Genomic DNA, 25269 nt, shown 5'->3' on the forward strand with positions numbered 1-25269 from the left:
CAACTTATTAGATCCCACTTTGCTGGTTTATAACACCACCAAGCGGCTTATATTACATTGCTCAATAATTCCACTAAACAAACTCTTTGTAAACAATTGATGATCTAAGCTATAAAAGCCCTTTGTTATTTATAAAAAAACGAGCCTAATTTGACTCGCCTTTTTACTTATAACTTACCGCTTACAGCTTCTTTTACTCCGGCTCATACCCCAAGTTAGGCGATAACCAACGCTCTGCTTCTGCTAATGTCATGTTGGTACGTTTAGCGTAGTCTTCAACCTGATCCTTTTGTACTGCTGCTACGGCGTAGTATTTAGCCTCAGGGTGAGAGAAATACCAACCTGATACCGCAGCGCCTGGCCACATCGCGTATGAGCTGGTGAGCTGCATACCAATGCGCTTTTCGGTGTCGAGTAGTTGCCAAATTTTCTTTTTCTCAGTGTGCTCTGGACACGCTGGGTAACCGGGTGCTGGGCGAATACCTTGGTAGTTTTCACGAATAAGATCTTCATTCGCGAGGTTTTCGTCTGGGGCAAAACCCCAATATTCTTTACGCACTTGTTCGTGTAAGTACTCAGCAAAGGCTTCGGCGAGTCTATCGGCAACCGCTTTGACCATAATTTTATTATAGTCATCTTGCTGTGCATCGAACGCATCAGCTAAGTCGTCTTCTTCAAGACCGCCGGTTACCGCAAATGCACCAAAGTAATCAGGCGTGCCTTTCGGGGCGATATAATCAGCTAAGCAGTAGTTAGCAAAGTCGGTTTTTTCGGTTTGCTGGCGTAAATGGCACGATGTGGTTAGCAGCTCTTTGCGCGTTTCGTCTGTGTATATTTCAATATCGTCACCCACGCGATTAGCTGGGAATAAACCAATTACGCCAAGCGGTTGCAAACTGCCTGACTTTTCAAGGTCGTCTAACATCTCGTTAGCGTCTTTAAATAAGCTTTGCGCCTGCTCGCCAACCACTTCGTCGGTCATTATGCGTGGATATTTACCGGCGATTGACCAAGTCATAAAGTACGGCGTCCAGTCTATGTATTTACGAAGCGTCTTGATCGAGACATTTTTAAACTCGGTCACACCCAGCTTTTTCGGCACTGGTGGGGTGTAATTATCCCAGTCAAGCTTGGCGGCGTTATCGCGGGCACGTTGAATAGTAACCGGTTTTGAGCGCGGTTTTTTACGTGCTTGTTGCTCGCGCACTTTCACGTATTCAGCGCTGGTTTTTGCTAAAAATTCAGCTTTATGCTCTTTCGACAATAAGTTAGAAACCACACCCACGGCGCGACTGGCGTTATTTACATACACCACGCCTTTGTCGTACTGAGGTTCTATTTTAACGGCAGTATGAGCTTTTGAGGTAGTTGCACCACCAATCAATAGTGGTAGTTCAAAACCACGGCGTTTCATTTCTTTGGCAACATGCACCATTTCATCAAGCGATGGTGTGATCAGCCCTGATAAACCAATAATATCGGCTTTTTCATCAATGGCGGTTTGCAATATTTTATCGGCAGGCACCATTACGCCTAAGTCGATCACTTCGTAGTTATTACATTGCAGTACTACGCCCACGATGTTTTTACCTATGTCGTGCACGTCACCTTTTACCGTTGCCATCACGATTTTACCATTGGTAGAGCCAACTTCTTTTTCAAGCTCAATGTATGGATCTAAGTAGGCCACCGCGCGCTTCATTACCCGCGCCGATTTAACCACTTGCGGTAAAAACATTTTACCGGCGCCAAATAAATCACCTACTACGTTCATGCCATCCATTAATGGCCCTTCAATTACGTGAATCGGTTTATCGGCAGCAGCGCGGCACTCTTCGGTGTCTTCATCTATAAAGGTAGTAATGCCTTTAACAAGGGCATGTTCAAGGCGTTTTTCAACTGGCCAAGTGCGCCATTCTAAATCTTCAACGCGCTCAGCTTGTGCCATGCCTGAGTATTTTGGTGCCAGCTCAACTAAGCGTTCTCCGGCACCGGGGTCGGTATTTAAAATAACATCTTCAACCGCTTTTCGTAGTTCTGCCGGAATATCATCATACACAGCGAGTTGCCCGGCATTTACGATGCCCATATCCATACCCGCTTGAATTGCATGGTATAAAAACACTGAGTGAATGGCTTCTCGCACGGGGTTATTACCACGGAACGAGAATGATACATTTGACACCCCGCCCGACACTTTACAGTGTGGCAAGTTTTGCTTGATACGGCGGGTGCCTTCAATAAACTCCACGGCGTAATTGTCGTGCTCTTCAATACCGGTGGCTACCGCAAAGATGTTAGGGTCGAAAATAATATCTTCTGGCGCAAAGCCAATTTCATCCACCAAAATGCGGTAACTGCGCTGACAAATTTCAAATTTGCGATCGGCTGTATCTGCTTGGCCGTCGGTATCAAACGCCATAACCACAGCTGCGGCGCCAAAACGCTTAATAATTTTAGCTTGGCGAATAAATGGCTCTTCACCTTCTTTTAGCGAGATTGAGTTTACAATTGCCTTGCCTTGAATGCACTTTAAGCCCGCTTCAATGACTTCCCACTTAGAAGAGTCGACCATAATTGGCACGCGAGAAATATCAGGCTCGGAGGCAATCAAATTTAAAAACTTCACCATGGCGGCTTTTGAGTCCAGCATGGCTTCGTCCATGTTGATATCAATAACCTGTGCGCCGTTTTCTACTTGTTCGCGGGCAACATTAAGCGCACTCTCGTAATCTTCTTCCATGATCAAACGTTTGAACATGGCTGAGCCGGTCACATTGGTACGTTCGCCAACGTTGGTAAATACTGCTATTTTTTGTGTCATCTCGGCTACCTTAGTTTAAATTACACGCTTCAAGGCCTGATAAGCGCATACGCACTTCAAGCTCTGGCAATGGGCGAGGTTTAACCCCTTCAAGCCCTTTGGCAAATGCCCTGATGTGCGCGGGCGTAGTACCACAGCAACCGCCAACAATATTGATAAAGCCAGACTTACCCCAATCGATTATTTCTTTTGCCATTTCAGGGGCCTCTAAATCGTACTCACCAAACTCGTTAGGCAAGCCTGCATTGGGGTGCACTGAGGTGTAAGTTTCACAAACACGCGATAATTCTTCTACGTATTGACGTAATAAATCTGGACCAAGCGCACAATTGAGGCCAATTGAAATCGGCTTAATGTGGCGAATCGAATTATAAAACGCCTCGGTAGTTTGCCCTGATAATGTACGCCCTGATGCATCGGTAATGGTGCCAGAAATCATCACTGGCAACTTGCGCTCTGCTTGCTCAAAAGCTTCTTCCACCGCGAACGACGCCGCTTTTGCATTAAGCGTATCAAAAATGGTTTCAATCAAAATTAAATCAACACCACCTTCCATCAGGGCAAGCGTTGATTCAACATACGCTGTGACTAATTTATCAAACGTCACATTGCGATAACCGGGGTCGTTGACATCAGGCGAGATTGAACAGGTTTTCGAGGTTGGCCCCAAAACCCCTGCAACATAACGTGGTTTAGCTGGATTTTTAGCAGTAAATTCATCGCAAATACTACGCGCTAATTTAGCCGACTCTAAGTTTACTTCACGGCTGATACTGGCCATGTCGTAATCTTCCATCGAAATGGTGGTCGAGTTAAAGGTATTGGTTTCGATAATGTCGGCACCGGCATTTAAAAAGCCACGATGAATATCAGCAATTATTTTTGGTTGTGTAATGCTTAATAAGTCATTATTACCTTTGATTAGCACATGCCAGTCTTTAAAGCGCTCGCCACGGTAGTCTTGTTCTTCTAGTTTATGCTCTTGGATCATGGTACCCATAGCACCATCAAGAATTAAAATACGCTGTTGTAGCGCTTCAATTAACTCGGCGCTTTTGTTTTCTAAATTATTCGGCATAGTTGTTAGTCCTTACGGCTTGGCTAACTAAATTAATATCATAGGGTGTGGTTTGGTACACATAATAATTTAACCAGTTCGAAAAAAGCAAAAAGGCATGGCTTTGCCAAGTTTTCGACGGCTCGTTATCTGGGTTGTTATCTGGAAAGTAATTTTCTGGCAGTGGCGCATCGGGGCCTTTTTCTAAATCGCGCTGATATTCGCCTTTTAAAGTGTCGGCATCATACTCAGGATGCCCAGTAATATACACTTGGCTGCCGGATTTATTTTTTATTAAGTAAGCGCCTACTTGCTCTGAACCTGCTAGTACAACTAAGTCATCACAGGCGTTAATTTTTTCAATATCAATATGACCATAACGCGAGTGCGGCACTACAAAGGTGTCGTCAAAACCACGGGTTAAGGCGCCATGTTCAAAATAACATTTGTGAGTAAACACGCCACAGAGCTTATTTTCTTTTAATTCACGCTTTAAATTATGATGATGAAATAAACCCGCATGGGCCGCCCAACACGAAAATAATGTTGAGGTAACATGCTGCTCCGCCCAATCTAAAATTACTTTTAGTTCATCCCAGTAGGCTACATCATCATATTCTAAATGTGCCAATGGTGCGCCGGTAATGAGTAATGCATCGTAGTTGTTGTCTTTCACCTCAGAGAAATAACGGTAGAAAGTGTCTAAATGCTGCTCTGAGTTACTACTGCTGCGATGAGTGTCTAAACGTAATAACTCGACATTTACCTGTAAGGGGGAATTAGCAAGCAAACGAATAAACTGCACCTCGGTTTCAACCTTATTAGGCATTAAGTTTAAAATCGCCAACCGCATCGGACGGATCTCTTGCGTTTTAGCGCGGCTTTTTGGCATTACGAATACGTTTTCTTGGCGTAACTTCGCAATTGCGGGCAATTCATCTTTAACGGTAATAGGCATACTCATCTCCAAGGCATATTTAACCAATGGCTAATTATGAACGGATAGCTGGAAATTTCAACCTCTAGATGTTTAGATGTCCAAATGAATTTAAAATCGTTAACCTATTTGCTCAAAACACCCAGCCAACTTTGTAGTTTCGTTGACTGTTTCACCTGTCAGCCACTACAATACAACATTGAAATTTTTATTATTATTTGAAGGCTCCTTTCATGGTTTTACCTGATAAGTTTATATTCTCGATGAGTCGAGTATCTAAGGTTGTGCCACCTAAACGCACTATCTTAAAAGATATTTCTTTGCATTTTTTTCCGGGCGCAAAAATTGGTGTCCTTGGTTTAAACGGTTCTGGTAAATCAACGTTGCTACGTATTATGGCCGGCCTTGATCAAGAGTTTGAAGGTGAGGCATATCCTCAACCGGGCACTAAAATTGGTTACTTACCGCAAGAGCCTATTCTAGATGAAAGCAAAACGGTTCGTGAAACTGTGGAAGAAGCAGTCAGCGAAGTGAAAAACGCGCTTAACCGTCTTGATGAAGTATATAACGAATACGCGATGGAAGATGCTGACTTTGACGCACTTGCCAAAGAGCAAGGTGAGCTTGAAGCCATTATTCAAGCCCACGACGGTCATAACATCGATAACGTATTAGAGCGCGCCGCCGATGCCCTTCGTTTACCTGAGTGGGATGCTAAAATAGAATTTTTGTCAGGTGGTGAGCGTCGCCGTGTCGCTATCTGTCGTTTACTGCTTGAAAAACCAGATATGCTTATCCTCGATGAGCCTACTAACCACTTAGATGCTGAATCTGTAGCCTGGCTTGAGCGCTTCTTACATGATTACGAAGGCACCGTTGTGGCGGTAACCCATGACCGTTACTTCCTTGATAATGTAGCAGGTTGGATTTTAGAGCTTGACCGTGGTGAAGGTATTCCGTGGGAAGGTAACTACTCTTCTTGGCTTGAGCAAAAAGATGCTCGTTTACAACAAGAGCAAAAATCTGAAAAAGCCCGTCAAAAATCAATTGCACAAGAACTTGAGTGGGTACGTTCAAACCAAAAAGGTCGTCAAGCTAAGTCAAAAGCGCGTATGGCGCAATTTACTGAAATGCAGCAGTCTGATTACCAAAAACGTAATGAAACCAATGAGCTATTTATTCCACCTGGACCACGTCTAGGGGATCAAGTTATTGAAGTTAAAAACTTGAAGAAAAGCTTTGGCGATCGTGTATTGATTGATGATCTAAGCTTTACTGTGCCGAAAGGCGCAATTGTTGGCATTATCGGTGCCAATGGTGCGGGTAAATCAACGCTGTTTAAAATGCTTAGCGGTGAAGACAAACAAGACAGCGGCGAAATTAACCTAGGTGAAACGGTTGAACTGGCAACCGTTGATCAGTTCCGTGGCAATATGGATGACAGCAACACTGTTTTCCAAGAAATTTCAAACGGCCAAGACGTACTGAAAATTGGTAACTTTGAATTCCAAAGCCGTGCCTATGTGAGTCGCTTTAACTTCAAAGGTAACGATCAGCAAAAGTTTGTTAAAGACTTATCAGGTGGTGAACGCAACCGTCTGCATTTAGCTAAATTATTAAAAGCCGGTGGCAATGTTATCCTACTGGATGAGCCAACCAATGATTTGGACGTGGAAACATTACGTGCCCTTGAGAATGCAATTTTAGAATTCCCAGGCTGTGTTATGTGTATCTCGCATGACCGTTGGTTCTTGGACCGTATTGCGACACATATTTTAGATTACCGTGACGAAGGCCAAATTAACTTCTTCGATGGTAACTACACTGAATATGAAGAATGGCTTAAAAAGACCTTAGGCACTGCGGCTACGCAACCTAAGCGTATTAAGTACAAGAAGATTGGTTAGGTCTAAGTTCTAGGTTCTAGGTTCTAGGTTCTAAACATATTTTAAGCCCCGCATTTATGTGGGGCTTTTTATTTCTGAAACAAAAAACGCTTGCTACAAGCGACTAAAAAACACGCTATACTTAGCTTAATGCAACTAAAAGGAATAACCATGGAAAACCGTCGACATTACACGCGCATTTTATTTTCAACTCCTGCGCATTTAACCAATAATACCCACAGTTATCCGTGCCAGTTGCTTGATATCTCATTAAATGGTGCGTTAGTTAGTCGCAATAGTGAGTTTAATTTTGCAAAAAACAGTAGTGCTATTTTGGCCTTTAAACTTCCACAAAGCGATATCATCATCGCGATGACGGTCACTATTTGTCATATCGAGCAGCAACATATCGGCTTAAAATGCACCCATATTGATATTGATAGTATCACCCATTTAAAACGCTTAATTGAGTTGAATCTCGCCGATGATGATTTACTACATCGTGAACTTGAGAGTTTGATCCATGGAGCGTAAAGCAAGTAACTGGATTGCAGTTATCCAGTAGGTTACCCTAGAGAAAATTCGCAACACAATCTGACTATGGCGCTAAATCCACATCTACCATTGGTTTACCATCCCAACTATTCGTTTAACTTTGATCCTAATCATCGCTTTGTTATGAGTAAGTTTGCTAATTTATACCAGCAAGTCAAAGCGCTGGGATTAATTAATAGCAATCTTATAACACCTCAACTTGGCAACCCTGAGACGCTTGAATTGGTACATTGTGATAATTACATTCAAGATTTATGGCATAACCGCTTAGGTGATAAAGCGATGCGTCGTATTGGGCTACCGTGGTCTGAACAATTAATGGCACGTACTTTTACCGCGCCAATTGGCACGTTGCAAACTGCACGCTTAGCCCTTAAACATGGCATTGCATGCCATTTAGCAGGCGGTACACACCACGCCCACAGCGATTTTGGCTCTGGCTATTGTATGGTCAACGATTTAGCCTTTACTGCGCAAACGCTGATCCAATCGGGTGAAGTTACTAATGTATTGATTTTTGACTTAGACGTACACCAAGGCGATGGCACCGCAGCCATGTTACAACACCAACCTTATGCCTATACCTGTTCAATTCATTGTGAAAAAAACTTTCCATTTCGTAAATCAGCCAGCGATCTCGACATTGGTTTAGCCAACAATATGCAAGACGATGAGTATTTAGGCATTGTTGATGATACCTTGCGCTTTTTACTCAAAGAACTGAACCCTGACTTAGTACTTTATGATGCAGGTGTCGATATTTGGCAACAAGATGGTTTAGGCAAGCTTGATATAAGCTGGCAAGGCATTGAAAAGCGCGATCATCTGGTTCTTAAACGCTGCCTTGAAAGTAATACTCCAGTAGCGACAGTGATTGGCGGTGGCTATGACAGAGATCATCTGCGCCTTGCAAAACGCCACGCCATCGTTGTAGAGCAAGCTGCGTGTTTTTAAGCAAACTATAAAACTGCTAAAGCAGTATTTTTGACTACACTGTAAATTCATACCGTTATTGAGATTATTATGCGACTGTTGTTTATTTTGTTACTTGCATTTATGTCGAGTATTGCCAACGCCGAAGAAGCTGTAAAAGAAGAGCTTCCGCCGATTAACCCAGCTTACAATGCAGAGCATGCCATGGCGCTCGTTAATCAGGGCTCGCGTATTTTTGCAGTTAACCTACCGACTTATAAATTACCTCATAATGTGCAAGTCGTTTATCAAATTGAAAACCCAGATGTCGCTTTTTTAAGCCTGGTACGTGATGCAGAGCTTATTACTATCAAACCACAACCGTTTAATATTCAACGCTTAATGCGCGGCGAAGAACTAACAATTACGGCAGATGTGTATGCCGGACATTACCAGCGCGATGGCAGTTTGGTTTATCAACATAGACCTATTGTAATGAGTAAATTACTTTATGCGCGGGAATTAACTGATTTGAACGAATCATCACAGTGGCAAGAATACGACATGATCACCCTCAAAAATAATGAGCGAATTTATATCCATAAAATTACCCAAGCACCGAGTTTTAATCACCTTATTTTTGCAGATTTAACCAATGCCTGTTTGCAAAAATTTCGCACATCAAAACGCGTCCCAAGTATTGAGGAACTCACCTATAAATTTGCCAACTGTGGTACTTTAAAACCACTTTATTTTGATAGTGAGGATTTACAATTAAAATAACTGTGAGTTCAATGATAAAAATAACGAGGGTTTTAAAGAGCTAATCAGTAACCCACATATCGCGAACTAAAGGGAATGTCACCGAGCCTCCCCAAAAATAGTTTGTGGCACACCCTGTTGACCAAAACCCCACTTTTTTACCCTGAGCATGCGCAGCCATGATTGCAGCGACCATATTCTTATATTGAGGTAAACTATTTTTTATATATACTTTTTCTGTTTCTTTACAACTATCCGGATTACTAAAAATAGGGCCTTTCAACCACACAACCATTCCGCCAGAACTCTCACCCAAAAATTGATATTTATCAATTTCAATACCACTTCCTAATGGGGTTAAATACCCTTGAGAAAATGCACTTGTACTACACAATAATAAACCAATAGCCAATTTGTAAAATTTCATAATAATCCTTATATTTTTAACCTAGATCTCTATCTACCTTCGATATTCAACAGAGTATATTTCACAAACAGGGTTGTTTGAGCCACTCCACCTTTTATCATTAGCTGTTAATCCATGGATTATAATAGGAGTTTGCGCTTGATAAGCAGCGAGTAATGAGCTTAATGTTGATTCATAGCCATTACTGTTTTTGTTCACAAAATATCCATATTTACATGTAACTCCATTTGTTGGCAAAGTAACATACACATCACCGTTACCATAATTTGCAAAGGTGACTAGCTTATTTATAACCCCAACATCAGAAGACTCATATGACCTAGCCAATAACATTTGAGGTAATAATAAACCCACTAAAAAAACAAATTTAATTTTCATATTATCCACTTTAAGGTTTAAGTTGTTTTATAAAAAATTAATCATGCAAATTCAAAAAGTAAAAGCGATGGTGTGCGTTACTCATCGGTTCGGTTTCATAGGCTACACTTACTTTTTTATTCGCACTGAATGCTGTTAATAACATTGAAAAAAACATCTTTGCCTTTTCATCAGGCATCGCTTGCTCTCCCCAATAGTAAACATAAGAGCGCCCATCACTGCCATAAAATTGTACCCAATGGTTATCCCACTGAAGATATACATTTTCCACTTCAACACCTTTACCACGCCAATAATCATCAGTCCATTTCATTGCTGCCGAACTAGCAGCGCTGAAAAAAACACATAATAAGAAAACACTCACTTTAAACATATTAAACTCTCAAAAAAGTTATTTTAACTATTACTACAAAGCTGTAATCGCAATAAAATAAAAAGGCAAAAAGAAAGACCTGATAATCATATAGAAAGCTCCCCGAGTTTTTCGATACAGTTGTGTTGACCAAAACATAAACTGAATCCGAGGAGCTTGGTATGAAACTATATGGTGGAATTGACTTGCATTCAAATAATAGTGTTATTGCTATCATTAATGAACAAGGTGAAACGCTTACCGTTAAGCGTTTAAATAATGACATGTCTGTCATTTTATCTTTTCTAACCCCTTATAAAGACAAGTTAACAGGGCTTGTTGTCGAATCAACCTTTAATTGGTATTGGTTAGTTGATGCATTAATGGATGCAGAATTTAAACTTCACTTAGCAAACCCCGCTGCAATCCAACAATATTCAGGCTTAAAACATGCTGATGATCATAGTGATGCACGTTGGTTGGCTGAAATGCTACGTCTAAACATTTTGCCTGAGGGCTACATTTACCCCCGAGAACTCAGAGCTGTTCGCGACTTAATGCGTAAACGAATGGACATTGTTCAACAATCCACTAAAAACTTATTATCAGTGCAAAGCTGTTACATGCGACACCTTGGCTACAAACTCAGTAGCAACAAAATAAAACAAATGGCTGCTATCAGAAAAGGCGTAAATGTTGAGCAGGTATACACAGATTTCAGTTCAGCGAATACAGCACTGTCGGTCATTTCTAACCTCACATTGATACGCTGTGCTCAACAGCAAATAAATGCAATAGAGGGCGCTATTTTACAGCAAACATCACTCTCCCCTGAATTTATAAACCTAACCAGTATCGATGGGGTTGGGAATACTTTAGCACTGACCATTATGTTAGAGACAGGCACAATTAAACGTTTTGATAGTCCAGGTAATTTTTCCTCGTATTGTCGATGCGTTAAAGGTGCAAGATACAGCAATGGAAAGAAGAAAGGCGCTACAAACCAAAAAAATGGCAATCGATACTTAGCGTGGGCGTTTACTGAGGCCGCTAACTTTGCCATTCGATATAACCCGACAATCAAAAAATATTATCAACGAAAGTTGGCTAAAACAAACCAAGTTATCGCGATTAAAACGGTTGCACATAAACTCGCAAGAGCGTGTTACCACGTGCTGAAAGACAATGTCCCATTTGATGAACACAAGGCTTTTTCTTAGCGACTATGAAATGAATTAGGTTAACGTGTTGAGTTAATAATGGGGTTGGTAAAACCATCAGATCTGATTGAGCCTGCACGTTAACCGCTCATATTTAAATGTTGGGTATGCCCACTGTCTGAGCCACAAAGGGTTGGTTATGTGTAAACATAAGCCACAGATTTGTTATTGCGCAGTACGTATGCGCTGCCAAAAACTGGACAGACATTGGCACTAAACGATGACTGAGGCGAAAGCCAAGGGCCTAATTAATCATCAATGATGCTTAATTAAAACGCCTAAATTCATATGGGTGACTGGTGCATATTCACACCAATCGACGTCATTACTGGATGCATAGTCATATTTAAAGTGAGTTTAAAAAGTAACAACACTTGGTTTTTTGAATAAAAAGATCAAGAAAACACAACTGCCTGCTTGACCGGAACTTTCTAATGGGTGACACTATTTATTATTTGTTACAATTTGTGTGAGTGTCCATAGCGTTGTAGGTGGCGCTGGTGAGCCCATCACCCCGAGCCATATTACCACGTGCATCGTAGCTAAACGTTTTCCAACTACCGCTGCGATATACCCGCTTTACTCTACCTTCAGCGTGAAAATCGTTGACAGGCAAAAGGCAAGACGCGACCCCATTGGTTCCTTTTTGTAAAGCGCCCGCCATACCCATTAGACGTAATGTCTGTAGATTTTCAAATACACTGTGTTTATTACTCATTTAACTGCCCTCCATTAACGTAATACTCCGCACCACGAATATTATGGTGAAGCGGCAAAGATTGCTGTGTGGGTACATCTTCTGGAGCTTCATCAAGGTGGCATTGCAAAATAGAGCGCACGCTACTCACTGTTCGCGACTTTATGTCACAGGCACAGTGGCAAGCATTCTCAAATCGTATTGCCCCGTATTGCTTTGCCAGGGTTTGCAGGTTGGTGCATGCTTTACACCCTTGCATCGAGTAGTCTGGTAAGTTATCAAATTGCGCCATCACCAGCGAAAGCGCACTTTGTCCGATGCGCTCTGCCCATTGAATAAAATGAGCCTTTGATTGCTCTGCATACATACGGTGACTTTTAGGGCGGTGTTGCGGCTCAGTTGTCGCGCCACCTTGCACAAAACTGCGTACATGCATAGCCACTAACTTATGCTGAAAGTAAGCTTCAACCTTGTTGTTTGTAACCTTAATATCCACCGCTTGGCTGGTTAGTTCATAAGGCACAGAATAGGCGTGTCCATGCACATAAATGTGATAATCTCGATTCACTTTTTGCTGGTGTATCCAACGTCCAATTTCAAAGGGCTGTTGAGGCAGTGGTTTTAAAGTTTGGCGCTCTTGCTCTTCGAATCGTTGTAAGCGATCACCTTCAAAGCGCTTAAAAGGCCGTTGATTTAATTGCTCAAGCAAAGCGCGTAAAGCTTGGTTAATTTCATCGATGCTAAAAAACTGACGCCGACTCAATACCACGATTATCCAACGAGTTACCAACAACACACCAATTTCAGCCAATGATTTATCTTGTGGCCTGCGTACACGAGCAGGTTCAATAACAAAATCGTAATGCTCGGCCATTTCTTGGTAACTGGCATTAATAACAGGTGTTTTGCCAGGCTTTGTCACCGCTGATTTTAAGTTATCAGGCACCACAAGTTGGGTCACACCACCGTAATGATCAAACATGGCTTGATGAGCAGACTGCGTATTCTCATGACTTTGATCACCGATTCTCATCAGCTTTGATCACCTGATTTATCATTTTGTAGAGCCGTTTTTAAATTAGCTTAACTGATCATCATCAGTCAATTTATTTAACTGTTTTCGTATCGATTCTCCTTTTAAGTTCAACTTAATCGAACCATGAATTAGCCTATCTAAAATGGCGTCAGCATGGGTTGATTCTCCGATCATCTCATGCCAGTTTTCCTGCGGGAGCTGGCTTATAATTATGTGTGATTTATACCCATACCGCGCATCGATTAATTCGAGTAAGTCACCTCGTTGCTGCGCACTCAGTGGTTCAAGCCCCCAGTCGTCTAAGATCAGTAGATCATACTTTATTAGCTTCGCTAGTAATTTTCGGTAACTACCATCTGCTTGTGCTAGAAACAGGCTTTCGAGTAGTTCTTTTAATCGAATATAGTAAACACTTTTTCCTTGTAGGCAGTGCTCATGTCCTAAGGCACACGCAAGGTATGTTTTTCCACAGCCTGTTGCCCCGGTGATTAAGATATTTTGATGTAAGTTCAGCCAGCTATTTTGGCTTAAGTTACGTATCTGTGCTTTTTCTATATTGCGTGTCGGCGAGTAAATCAGTTGATTTAACTGAGCCGGTAAGCGGAATTTAGCGTGTCGCACGAGCCGGTCGATTTTTCTTTGCTCACGCGTGTCAATTTCATGTGTTAGCAATAAACTGATACGCTCTATAAAGCTTTGCTCTTGGTATAAGTTAGGCTGCTCAAGCTGCTGTTTTAATGCGTGTTTTATGCCTGATAGCTTGAGTAGCTGAAGTTGTTGATTAATGGTGTCTATCATGATTCATTTCCTTAATGGTAATACTGTGTGCCGCGTATGTTGCCATGCTTAATTGGCTTTTCTGGCTCTGTTTGCTGTGTGGGTAACGGTTGTTGATCCAACCCTTTCTTCAGCATCTGCTTTATTGATTTGAGTGTGGTCGTATTCATTATGATTGCGCGATAGCACGCTTGCTCAAGCCGCTCTTTTGAATAGATTTTAGCTAAACTTAACACCCCTAAACAGGCGCGATAAGCGTGCTCGGGGTGACGCCGTCCACTGAGCTGTAACTCAATAACTTGGTGGGTATACTCCCCAATACTTAATGCCCATGAGCGTAAATTTATCGGTGACTGCTCATGCTGTTTTTGATGCGCCAGAGGCATATGATGAGACTGTGTTGTATGCCCACCTAAACGATGTGAGCGAGGATGTTGTGCGATTAAGGTATCGTCATGATAAAGCTGTACTAGCTGATTGGTTATGTGTGCGCGTAATTGTTTCTTAACCCACTGATACGGCACACTGTAGTAATGTTTTTCTATTTCAACATGATAATCAATGTGCACTCGCACCGTTTTGATTTGTGTATAGTGATAAGGCTTTTCAGGCAATGGCTTTAATGCGCTTTTATCCACCCTATCAAATAGCTGTTTACGTGACTGTTGATATTGCTTCATGACCTTATTGTTCATAGCATCAAGTAGTTTTGCTATTTCTCGATTTAGGTGCGCTAAGCTGTAGAAGGTTTGCTTGCGTAGACGTGCCATGATCCAACGCTCAACAATTTGTACACCGACTTCAGCCTTCGATTTATCTTTGGGTTTATAAGGTCTAGCGGGTATGACCGCGACATTAAAATACTCGGCTAATTGATGATACGTGGGGTTTAAATCAGGCTCGTAGCGACAGGGTTTACTAACGGCGCTTTTTAAGTTGTCGGGAATAACAAGTTCAGGAACACCGCCTAAAAACGCAAAGCAACGGGCATGACTCATCACCCAATCTTCAAGTTGTTGACTATACGTTGCCTCAGCATAGGTATAATTTGATGCGCCGAGCACGGCAACAAACACTTGAGCAGGTCGTGTTTCCTGTGTTGTAGGGCACGTGATGGTCAGCGTGGGGCCACAATAATCCACAAACAGCTTTTCACCGCCTTTATGATGCTGACGCATCGACAATCGTTGTTTGCCCACCCATTCCCGATAGGCTCGGCAAAAGTGGCTATAACTGTAATAAGGCTCACCGACTTTCTCACGCAATTCATCAAATACTAACTGCAACGTCAAATGTTTGTGCTGCTTCAAATCCTTATTGATGGTGAGCCAGTCAGGTGTTGGGTATCTTTTTTGACGGGTTGAGAAGTCCCTGATTTTTGTATTAAGAAAAGTACCGTGTTGTTTATCTTCAGGTAACGGCCATTGGTTTAAGCCTAACTCATTGGCCTTTTTAACGTAATTAGCCACAGTGCCAGGGGAGATAGTTAAGCTTCTGGCAATCTCTCGATGGGATAATTTTGCTGAATATTTCAGCCGTAAAATAGCATGTAATTTACTCATAGATATAGGTCTTGTTGACATTATTGTTATCCTCATCAAATGATTTAGATAACGGTTTAACATACCTACAAAAATGATAAAACGTGAACTCGGTGAGGAGTGGCATTAAGCTTTGATCGGCAAAATCATTAAGAACACAAAAGTGATCATTATCGAGTGATTTTCGTGATCAAAGCTTAATGAGAATAAGTGATCAAAGTTAATGCCATTGGGTGATCAAAGCTGGAGAGAATATGCAAGCAGACAACCAGTCTTCAAGTTTTTGTGAACGCACAGCAATGGCAAATATGTATTGAGCATAGCCTGTGACACCAACAAATATTTCGGCATAGTGCTGCTTGCATGCACCTGAGTCATACCAAGGAATACGCTTACCAGAAAAGTCCACAAAGGTTACTTCGCCAGGTAAATAATACTGGCGCATTGTCACATCAATTGAGTCAACAAAGTCACGATAGTAATGTGTAAATTGTGAGTAACTATAAGCATCATCGGGGTTGAGACTACGGTACTCCTCCCAAAGTTGGATCAAGGTTTGATGTTTAGTTTGCATCAGTTGATGAACATAATGCCAATCAGGCAACCGTTTGCTACTGTCTGCTTGTTTTGGCTCTGAAAATAGCCGAACAAGCTGGTTGTCACTGTATTCATTTACTCGCTCATGGGTGAGCGTTACTCCTTCAAGCTTCTTACGATACCGTCGCACTGTATTGGGGGCGACCCCCACCAGTTTTGCGATACGACGATTTGAATAAGGTGTGGTTAATAGCAATCGAAGAAGTTGCCGTAATATTTGTGCGCTCATATGCGCCTCCTTAATTTCAATTTTAAAGAAATCAAGGCACACGCCGACCTGTATCTCATCACTGGATGAAACTTGACAGATAGGCAAAGGAAAGCTTAAATAAAAGAGTCGAAAGGCGAGAGTACCAAACGACATTTTCAGAAAAAGTCAGCACTGCTATGCTGGCTTTTTCACCTTCTGAGCCTTACTAAATTGTGCCTAAACAACTGTACTTAGGTAATTTATGCAATTTAATCCATAGGCTTGTCCTTAGGTGTGTATTGGTTTTCAATGCGCTGCTTAGCCAACCAAACAGCAATGTCTTTCACAAGTGCAAATCGCCCCTTCCTGCCTCTAATCGTAAACAGTTCCACTGGGAAGGATTTTTGTGACATATGTTTGCGTAACGAATGGATACTGCGATAGCCCATCGCTTCAGATAGCTTCTCCCCTGTGAGTAGTGGAGAGCCATAATTTTTCATCAGCTCGCGCTCTAACGCTAAAGCCAGTGCTTTCAACCTTTCCTCCTTGCTGTTCATTAGCAGCATGGTAGTCACCTATTAAGACTTAATATGATTTATTAAGAATATGTAGTTTTGCTAAACTTACATAAGGCTTTCTTTTTTAATTAAAGGCACGAGTAAAACAATGCTATATACTGTGAACATTCATACTTTCAATGAGTTAGTACTTTTGATCGGAGTTTGGCATTCAAATTGCCAAATTTTAGATGTACACCTTTGAGCATTATTTAACACTATCGAGGCGAACAAAATCCTTAGCAACGCGATATTGGTGCGCCTGTTTAAAGGCACACCTCAACGCGAAAAGTGCTTATGAGATGAAAAGGAAGTTATTAACCGATAAAGAGTGGGGAAATAAAGGCAATGACTGGTTAAATAAGTCGTCTCGGTTTTTTAATAAAAAAGAAGCGGGTGAGCCAGTGATCCGGTTTGACGTTGTTAGAGAAATTGATGAACGCTTAAATAGTGACTTCAGCTCCTTAGCAATACTATGTCATCCACTTTGGCAGCTTTTAGATAACACACAGCCAACAGACCTGTTTATAAATCAAGTTTTAGCGCACTTACCCTACAACTACGCCAGTCTTTTATTCAAAGAAAATAGTCACGGCCAACTCATTAGAAAAACAAAATTGACTCAAAAAGCAAGACACAAGTTAATTCATAGTAATGATATTCATGCGTTAACATGCTGGATAGCCTTTTGCCTAGAGAAAAAGTCAGCAGAATATAATCAAATTGACATCAACCAATTATGTGCAATTAAACACTTATTAAAGATAGCTATCGTTACACCATTTTCGTCAATTTCTGATGATTTTTATGCATATGTAAATGAGATGTTTAGTCCGCTGTACTCACACATGCCTGTGATGCGCTATCGTATTTTAATACCTAATAAAAATAACGGCCACACGGACTTTAGCCTCCCCATGAGATTAATATCTGGCAACTGTTTGACCATACAGCCAACGCTTGGTTTGTATAAAAAGCTATGCGAGCAAGCCATTAAAATTGGGCTAGTAGCTAATTCTTTTGAGGGGATGAATCGTTTTTATAATTTCATTTGCCATACAGAAATCGTTGAGCTTATAAACATTTTATTCCAACCAACTCCACCAACGAGCTTAAAGGCACTCAAACAACAAATTCTGTCTCGATTCATTTAATTTATTGCGAACAACCGCCACATAAATACAATTCATTAAGGGCAACTAAAACAAGTACTGTGTTCATGTAAATTCAGTAAGCAGTGTCACTTTAAAACAGCAGAGCTAGCTATTTGAGCCAGCGCCACTACTTAGTGGCACTGACACAGATTGCACTACCTGCTGTTAGTAAGTGCGCAGTTCTACTGGGATTGTTTGCTCACTTTAAAGTCAAATAGTGAGTAATTCGCGGCCATATTTTGATTCCCCTGTGTCGATTAGGATCTCAGTACAAATACTCTAATTACTAAAAAGTAAACCAAAATACTTCCATAAATATAATCAAATAAGTGACCTAATGATGGGTAGTTGAAGAACAAAATCCAAGAACTTCCGACCCCTAATCCCATTAACAAAAACCTCAGCACAGGAACAATATTCCTATCTTTTACTTTTTTCCTTATAACTGCCACAGTTAAAACTAAGTCAATAATAAAAATTAAAGGAACTAATGTAACTAACGGGTTCTCAGTTAGCATTCTGCATAACTCCATTTCCAATTACTATCGCGTCATTAGCAAATAGTGCACTTCCAGATACTGTTCGATAATTTCTCACATAATCTCCTCTAAAGTGGATACGATCCCGCCCCAAAGAATTAGTTAAATTTCTTGAGTGATGAATGGTGTTTGTGCCTGAGGCTCGTAGCCCAAATTGTCCTATTTTACGCCCTAGAGCTGCCCAACCGGCGCTAGCTATATCAACACCAAAATATGCGTAATCACCGTATTGTTCACCAAATACATACCGCCACCCTTCTTGAGCATAATTACTTTCTGTTAAACCAACACCTTGAGCAGTATTAAATAGACCATGCGCTAAAATTAAAGCACCTGGTATAAAAGTTATTGGGTTACTCATCAAACTAGCACCTAACAATGCCTGCCCAGATCCCCCTATAGTTTGAAGCACATTCATACCATTTTTTTGCACGTAACCTAGAGCAGATCTCATCCCAGAAATATGGTTTTTTGCATTTGGTGGCGCAGGTAGTGTAGGTATATTGGGAAATAGTCCTTTACTACTATTTTTTCCTGACGAAGGAGCTGTACTTTTATTATTTGTGATTGTACTTGGAGAACCAATATCACTAATTGCACTTCCTATTTTACCTTGGCTCTTCTGAGTATTCTCATTACCATTTGACGGCATAGAACTTTTGGAAGAGTTAGCAATTGGTGCATTTGGATTATCACTATTGCCTTTTCTCCCAATATCACCACCTGCGGCATTAGGACTAGAAGATGACTCCCCTTTATTTGGACCACCAGTAATTACAATTTCTAATGGCTTCGGCTCACTTTGACAACCACCAGAATCCTCAGGATTGCAGCTAGAATAACCTGTCGGGTCAACGCCCGCCAACGGGTTATTCATAATATAGCTATACGGGTTAATACTTTGACTATTCGTTGGGCTTTGAATAACAGGATCAACCGACATAAACCGACCAAGGTTATAATCGTACACCCGCCCGTTCATATGAATGAGCTCTACATTATCCAAATGTTCGTGGTCGGTAAAGCCGCGATTGGTTTTTGCTGTGGCTTTGTCACTGAGCTTTGAAGCCCCAAATGGTTTTAACCCGCCACTAACTAAACGTGGTTTGCCAAATGGGTCAAAGTTGCGCTCGGCTTCTACTTGGCCGTTGTGGTCGGTAAATACCCGCGCGCTGCCGAGGCGGTCACGGTGGGTGTAGCGGATGGTAGCACCTTCGCCAGTGGTTTGGCTTATCACGGCAATGTCGTCTATGTAAGCTCGCCACGTGGTTTTTGTGCCGTTTATTTCTTCTTCATAGAGCTTGTCACTATAGTACGTGGTCACGCTGCCATTTACTTGTTTAAAGCGTATATGCTGCGGGCCATAGGTAAAATTGAGGGTTTTGCCGCTTTTTATAATTTGTGTGGGTTTGTCCATCGCGTTATAGGTGGCGCTTGTTAGCCCGTCGCCTTTAGTCATGTTGCCTCGGGCGTCATAAGCAAAGGTTTTCCAGCTTCCACTACGATAAATTCGTTTTACTGCATTGGGCCCGCCAGTTGTGCCGTTTTCATAATCATACTGCGATGCGTAGTCTGATTTTGATAAGAGGTTACCCACGGCATCATAGCTGTAGTCAATCGTAGTAATGCCATTGATAGCATTACTTTCTAAACGGTGTAATGCGTCATAGTCATAACTTTCGCTAAAGCTATGTTGGTTACCAATGCTTCCCGTGGTGATATCAACGGCTTTTAAATTACCAAAGCCATCATAGGCTGAGTAATCAATGCTCATGATATTGCTGTTATTTTTAGCAATGGTTTTTAAGGTCATCTGGCCATTTTTAGTGCTGTATGCGGTGTTTTCTATTAACCCGTTACCTAGGGTGCCTTGTGTTATATTACCAAGCGCATCGTGCTCCGTGATGGCTTTATACACATAACCGTTCGCTGCATTTTTTACCTGTGTTTGATAACCTGCATCATTATAGATGTATTCTAAGGTAAGGTTATTGGGGTAACGCAGCCCTTTTACACGGCCATAATTACTGTCGTAAAAGGTGGTTGTGGTGTAGCTTTTACCACTGCCTGCAATGGTTTGACTGCTTGGCCGACCGCGATTGTCGTAGGTATACGTTTTTGTTACATCATTGCCTGTGGCTTGGTTTAATTGCCCTAAACCATACGTTGCACCATCGTATGTGTAGGTGAGTGTATTTTCACCTGTGGCGGTGCGGCGTGTAACGCGGCCAAGCACATCCGTTACATAACTTACCGCTTTATTCCCTGCGCGGGATTCATATTGCAATTCGCCAAAGCCGTTGTATTGGAAATTAGTGATGCCTTGGTTTGGGTCATTCACTTGTGTTTTTTGCCCCAGTGCATTGTACTTAGCGACGATATTATTACCATTAGCATCTTGAATGATAATGGGTAGGCCTTGATTATTATAGCTGTAACGGGTTACGCCATTATTAGCATCAACCGTTTGCATTAGTTGTTTAAGGCTATTGTACGTGCGCGACATAGCTAACGTAATGCCGTAACAATCTTCGTTCACGGTAATATTGGTTGTAAGGCCTGCATAGTCATAGTCTGTGGTCATATCACCACAGTGTTGCGCCGTTACTTTTTCAATTGCTCGCCCTAATGTATCGTATGCGTAGGTGCTGCCGTATCGGGTGGCATATTCTTTGTAAGGCACTGACTCGAATATTTTATCACCGACACTATTATAAATAACATCGGAGAATACCCAATCACCATGAAACCCTTCTACCGCAGTGCGTAATGTTCGCCCTAGTTTATCCTGATAAATTTTTTGTGTAGGTTGCCCTGCTGCGGTCTGTAATACTTGTAATACCGCATGCGCTGGCGCTTGCTCATCAGGCACTTGCACGGCGGTGTATTGAATTGGCATACCCGCCGTTTGTACACTATAAGGGCGATTATAATCATCATAACCATAGTTGGTTACTTGATAATGGCTGCCGCTAAGTTGTTGCTGTGTTTGTGTTACCTGCCCTGTTGCTGGGTTTACTTTGGTGTAGCTAATATGCCCTTTGGCATTCGTTTGCTTATAAGGGAAATAGCCGTCGACAGCCTCACTGGTGCCATTTTTACTGTACGTGGTTGATGTGGTGCGCGTTTGGTCAACCCAACTGCCGCTGCTGTTGCGCACTTTCGTTGTTTGGCTAACAGAAAGTGGCAAGCCATAGGCGTTGTGACTGGTCGTTACTGTACTGCCATAACCAGAGCTTGAACCTGCGAGCTGGCTACTGATGAGTACCGTTTGCGGTTGCCTACTTGTGTGGTAATTGCTGTAAGCTGTGGTTAAGCTCGTTGTTTTATCAAGCTCAGCATTGGTGAATGGGTCGCTTGAGTGGCGGTTTGCAATACTGGCTTTCGTCGTCGTTTTACTTGTGAGCTTATTTAACCACCAATTATTTTCATTACTGTCATACACTCGCACTTCGCTTGTTGAATATGTCCCCCAATCATCCGCCACCTGCGTTGATGCAGCAGTTACATTGCCGTACTCATCTATTCCGATGATGTTTTTGTTGCTGCGTGTGAGCTCCGTTTTAGTGCTTAAATCACGCGTTACTTGGGTGGTCGTGCGAGGGTAGACACTGTACACACCCGCTATACTGTGATTGACGTTATCACGCCACTCGGTATTTGAGTAACTTAAGGCCATGCTTTCGCTTGCAGCAGAGCCCAGTAGCCCATCCCCTCGTGTTACATAATCATCATGCGTAAAGGTGGCTTGGCGTGTTAATTTACCTTGATACGGAAAGACTTGTTTAAAGTCAGACTGGGTGATCAAACCTCGGCTTACGTCTTCTTCTATTATGCTCTTAAAACCCATAAAACCACGGCCTTGAGCGTTGTATACTGCCCCTGAATAATTATATTTACGTTCACTATAACCCGCTAAACCATTACTTTGTTTAAAACTAGATACAACGTACATTGACGAAGCAAAGTTAAAGTATCCATTACCGTTGACTATATCGTTCGAGAGTAAGTTGTAATCGAGTTCGTTACTTGAAAGCGGTCTTAAGCGCCATTGAGACTTAACACCCAATCCATTTTCAACACTGTTAATTATATCACTTGCAGCATAGTCACTACCTGTAATACCACTACCAGAGCCATAATTGCGGTTAATATAGACTCCATATTGAGATTCATAACCGGCAAAGTCCCCTGAAGCATTGCCTTTGAAGGAATACCCCTCCGCGATAGAGTGATTAAATATAAAACTTTTTAAACCTGTACCATAAGCATCAACAAAAGCAGAATCATATGCACTTCCAATGTAACTCGTTGACTCTTTTCTGGCTTCAATATTTCCATTACTTTGTTGATCAAAATAAATTGCATCAAATTGGTAAATACTTTTATCTGCCAATGTACTATTAATAGAAGATCTCGCATTAAAATTTTGACTCGCATAATAAAAACCATAAAGCGCATTGCCACATCTTTGTTCAAGCCTACTCGTTGGTCTTTGGGTACCAATTAATGCACACCCTTCAAGTATTCGCTCTCCGGGCATCAAAAGTTCAGCTTGCCCATCTCCATTTATATCCTCAACAATAAAGGCATCTAGATATTTAGGCACTCGCCTGATATCTTGCTCATTCTCATTGTGATAAATGTATTCTATTTTTACATCTATTAAGCCAGAAGAAAGCATTATTTCAGGTGAAAATTCAAGTTTCCCCATATTAATACGGTATGTTAAAAAAGTACTTCCACTACGATACTCCCAACCTAACCAATCAAGTAACCCATCACCGTTTATATCCATAAAGTAGCTAAGGCCTGGCTCAAGAGGATCCGTGCTCACTTGAAAAGGGCTACTATGACTAGTTTGATAATTCTCTTCACCCAAGTAAAATGCTGATGGTATTGGCTGTAAATATGAAATTCTAAGACCAGCTCCTGTACTTACCTTCATCAAATCAATGGTTCCATCACCTGTTAGATCCCCCAAAACAGAATAATCAGTTGCTAAAGAAAATCTTGTGCCACTTCGATGAGTACTTAGCGGAAATTGAGCATGAGCTAAAGAGAAAGGTGTTGTTATATTTTTGCTATTTAGATACAACACTAACCGTGGTGATGACCCTGCTTGGTAAATTAAGATATCCGGCCAGCCATCGTTATTAAAATCTGCAATTGAACGAATATAACTATCTCTTAATCCAAAGTGTGATGAATCAGGCATCGGAATACCAGCGTTAACGGTTCCACCTGTGCTAAGTTGAATTTGGATTGATTTATTTACTATTGTCCAGCTATCACTTTTACCATCCAAATCAAAGTCTCCCGTATGACACTCATATTTACGGGTGTACTTGTTATAAGTACATGAGTCAAACTCACGTTGATTTGGTGTAAATTCCCCTTCTGCGTTTACATAATACCCCTGCCAATCCCTAACACCATCACCATTTAGATCTCCCCTTGGAATGACTGAACTTAAACTACTCACGTTTTGATATAGCATATTTCCTTCACCGCCAAGAGGCTCAATTGGTAGTGTAGGTGCTTGTTCTGCCCATTGAATATTAGTCGCTAGAAAACACTTATTATTTTTTTCACATTGCGTTAGTTCATTTAACAATGGCCGACCAGAAAACTCACTTGTAGCGTAATTTAAACCGTAGCTTCGCACTAAATCATCACTATTTTTTACAGTAACTATTTGAAGCCGCTGTGTTGACGAGTACTTGCCACCTGCTATATAGCCACTATTTGGGACATTTTTTCCCTCATAAGTAAAACTAACTGCTTGAATACCTTTTGAACTAATGCTATTGCCCGTATAAGTTATTTCTGTCAGTAATTTCTCACCCACGCCAAAGTTTTCATAATCATAATGAATATAATTTTTCGCAGTCGCATCATGTTGATATTCAATCAACCACGAATACGCAGCACTTTTGCCACCATGTACTAGCCTCGATTCAGCCGTTTTACCAAAATACGCGACTCGGCCATTTTTATATTCGGCTTTAAACCAGGTTGATGTGCCATTGAGATAGCCGCTTTGCGTAACACGTACAAAAGAATCAATTTCTGTGCGATATTCTGTTCCAGAACTACCATACGTACCTGACTCTACAACCAAGCGTTGACCATCTAAACATAAACGATCATTACTATTATATTGCGGGTTTTGGGTAAAATTATCTTGCGCGTAAGTAGCTGCACAGCGTGTAATACTTGAACCTGCTGATAACGACCAGCCAACCCCAGCAATACCATTACCACTGCGTGATGAGTAATTTAATGATACGTCAGGCTGCATACCAGTACGCCCAGGGGGAAGCTCTATAGGAATATGATATGTTGCAGCCCCACCACTTACACCTGCTTGGCCTGCTATTGTTCCCATACCATCGACTATTGGTAAGTCAATATTTGAAAATGAACTATTAAAAGGAGTAACACTGTTTATAGCAGCAAATTCTTTGTTCGTCCGAATATTAATTGTAACGCTAGCACCTTCAGAAGAAGAACAGCTGGTATAAGAGCATGCAGACACTCTAACCTCTGAGAAAGCATCGAATCTAGAATCCACTCTAATAAATAAATCTTCTTGGATACTAATGGTAACCCATTCCCCATTATCGCTTAGGCCTTGAACTAGATACTTGCTTGCATACTGAACATCATACCATTCCATTATTAAACCTGAAGATGTATCGGCGATTCTCAAGTTCGATGGAGCTTCAAATACGGCATTATGTTTATAAGGAACAAATATAGTTATACTACCTGAAATGATTGGCACCCAATTAGTTTCTGAACTTACAAAAAAAGAACTAATAAGAAGAAGAGTAGTTATGATATGTTTCATAATTGCTCCATTCTT

At 41.4% G+C, this 25269-nt stretch carries 19 protein-coding genes; 6 read left to right on the forward strand and 13 right to left on the reverse strand.

Translation table 11 applies throughout. From position 1 onward, the window contains the following. Positions 1-193: 193 nt before the first annotated feature. The 3 genes from metH to metA are packed head-to-tail and all read right to left on the reverse strand — an operon-like array spanning position 194 to position 4839. The gene (gene metH / locus ACMVDV_RS09205; RefSeq protein ID WP_416157912.1) at positions 194-2824 is read right to left on the reverse strand and encodes a methionine synthase; all 2631 of its coding nucleotides are present in this window, start codon (positions 2822-2824) and stop codon (positions 194-196) included. 10 nt (positions 2825-2834) lie between these two features. After that, positions 2835-3902 carry a homocysteine S-methyltransferase family protein gene (locus ACMVDV_RS09210; RefSeq protein ID WP_416157913.1) on the reverse strand — a complete coding sequence of 356 codons (1068 nt, stop codon included), beginning with the start codon at positions 3900-3902 and terminating at the stop codon, positions 2835-2837. Then, positions 3892-4839 (reverse strand): homoserine O-acetyltransferase MetA, encoded by a 948-nt coding sequence (gene metA, locus ACMVDV_RS09215; RefSeq protein ID WP_064665637.1) that lies wholly within the window; start codon positions 4837-4839, stop codon positions 3892-3894. Before metA ends, ACMVDV_RS09210 begins: the two co-directional genes overlap by 11 nt. A 212-nt stretch (positions 4840-5051) precedes the next feature. Between metA and ettA the strand changes: the two genes are divergently transcribed. The 4 genes from ettA (at position 5052) to ACMVDV_RS09235 (ending at position 8954) form a co-directional block, all read left to right on the forward strand. Next, on the forward strand, positions 5052-6725 hold the full coding sequence (gene ettA / locus ACMVDV_RS09220) for an energy-dependent translational throttle protein EttA (protein WP_064665634.1): 1674 nt from the start codon (positions 5052-5054) through the stop codon (positions 6723-6725). Between the two features lie 150 nt (positions 6726-6875). Then, positions 6876-7238, forward strand: a complete 363-nt coding sequence (locus ACMVDV_RS09225) for a PilZ domain-containing protein (RefSeq protein ID WP_416157914.1) — start codon at positions 6876-6878, stop codon at positions 7236-7238. Between the two features lie 66 nt (positions 7239-7304). Further along, a complete protein-coding gene (locus ACMVDV_RS09230) occupies positions 7305-8213 on the forward strand; it encodes a histone deacetylase (protein WP_416157915.1) in 909 nt (302 codons plus the stop codon). Positions 8214-8282: 69 nt separating this feature from the next. Next, entirely contained in the window at positions 8283-8954 is a 672-nt protein-coding gene (locus ACMVDV_RS09235; RefSeq protein WP_416157916.1) for a hypothetical protein, read from the forward strand. Positions 8955-8994: 40 nt separating this feature from the next. Here the strand turns inward: ACMVDV_RS09235 and ACMVDV_RS09240 are convergent, their stop codons facing one another. Genes ACMVDV_RS09240 through ACMVDV_RS09250 form a run of 3 tightly spaced genes read right to left on the reverse strand, consistent with a single transcriptional unit; the run spans position 8995 to position 10111 of the window. Further along, a complete protein-coding gene (locus ACMVDV_RS09240) occupies positions 8995-9360 on the reverse strand; it encodes a hypothetical protein (protein ID WP_416157917.1) in 366 nt (121 codons plus the stop codon). 33 nt (positions 9361-9393) lie between these two features. Next, positions 9394-9738, reverse strand: a complete 345-nt coding sequence (locus ACMVDV_RS09245) for a hypothetical protein (protein WP_416157918.1) — start codon at positions 9736-9738, stop codon at positions 9394-9396. 37 nt (positions 9739-9775) lie between these two features. Next, a complete protein-coding gene (locus ACMVDV_RS09250) occupies positions 9776-10111 on the reverse strand; it encodes a hypothetical protein (RefSeq protein ID WP_416157919.1) in 336 nt (111 codons plus the stop codon). A 161-nt stretch (positions 10112-10272) separates the two neighbouring features. On the opposite strand from ACMVDV_RS09250, the gene ACMVDV_RS09255 reads away from it, so the two are divergent. Then, positions 10273-11310 carry an IS110 family transposase gene (locus ACMVDV_RS09255; protein ID WP_416157920.1) on the forward strand — a complete coding sequence of 346 codons (1038 nt, stop codon included), beginning with the start codon at positions 10273-10275 and terminating at the stop codon, positions 11308-11310. Positions 11311-11761: 451 nt separating this feature from the next. Here ACMVDV_RS09255 and ACMVDV_RS09260 read toward each other — a convergent pair whose 3' ends face one another. The 6 genes from ACMVDV_RS09260 to ACMVDV_RS09285 all read right to left on the reverse strand — a co-directional run bounded on the left by ACMVDV_RS09260 (position 11762) and on the right by ACMVDV_RS09285 (position 16714). Further along, positions 11762-12028 carry a hypothetical protein gene (locus ACMVDV_RS09260; protein WP_416157921.1) on the reverse strand — a complete coding sequence of 89 codons (267 nt, stop codon included), beginning with the start codon at positions 12026-12028 and terminating at the stop codon, positions 11762-11764. Further along, a complete protein-coding gene (locus ACMVDV_RS09265) occupies positions 12021-13040 on the reverse strand; it encodes a Mu transposase domain-containing protein (protein ID WP_416157922.1) in 1020 nt (339 codons plus the stop codon). The genes ACMVDV_RS09260 and ACMVDV_RS09265 overlap by 8 nt, the downstream gene beginning before the upstream one ends. A gap of 45 nt (positions 13041-13085) precedes the next feature. After that, positions 13086-13841, reverse strand: a complete 756-nt coding sequence (istB, locus tag ACMVDV_RS09270; protein WP_416157196.1) for an IS21-like element helper ATPase IstB — start codon at positions 13839-13841, stop codon at positions 13086-13088. An 11-nt stretch (positions 13842-13852) separates the two neighbouring features. After that, positions 13853-15403: an IS21 family transposase gene (gene istA, locus ACMVDV_RS09275; RefSeq protein ID WP_416157195.1), complete on the reverse strand. Its 1551-nt coding sequence runs from the start codon at positions 15401-15403 to the stop codon at positions 13853-13855. Between the two features lie 178 nt (positions 15404-15581). Further along, positions 15582-16187 carry a hypothetical protein gene (locus ACMVDV_RS09280; protein WP_416157923.1) on the reverse strand — a complete coding sequence of 202 codons (606 nt, stop codon included), beginning with the start codon at positions 16185-16187 and terminating at the stop codon, positions 15582-15584. 230 nt (positions 16188-16417) lie between these two features. Further along, positions 16418-16714: a hypothetical protein gene (locus tag ACMVDV_RS09285; RefSeq protein WP_416157924.1), complete on the reverse strand. Its 297-nt coding sequence runs from the start codon at positions 16712-16714 to the stop codon at positions 16418-16420. A gap of 293 nt (positions 16715-17007) precedes the next feature. Here ACMVDV_RS09285 and ACMVDV_RS09290 point away from each other — a divergent pair, with 293 nt between their 5' ends. Continuing rightward, on the forward strand, positions 17008-17859 hold the full coding sequence (locus ACMVDV_RS09290; protein WP_416157925.1) for a hypothetical protein: 852 nt from the start codon (positions 17008-17010) through the stop codon (positions 17857-17859). A 507-nt stretch (positions 17860-18366) separates the two neighbouring features. On the opposite strand, the gene ACMVDV_RS09295 is transcribed toward ACMVDV_RS09290, so the two are convergent. Beyond that, complete coding sequence (locus ACMVDV_RS09295; protein ID WP_416157926.1) at positions 18367-25254, reverse strand: SpvB/TcaC N-terminal domain-containing protein; 6888 nt, start codon at positions 25252-25254, stop codon at positions 18367-18369. Positions 25255-25269: the final 15 nt, after the last annotated feature.

It is taken from the genome of Pseudoalteromonas sp. ASV78, assembly GCF_047806705.1.
Classification (GTDB): Bacteria; Pseudomonadota; Gammaproteobacteria; order Enterobacterales; family Alteromonadaceae; genus Pseudoalteromonas; species Pseudoalteromonas prydzensis_A.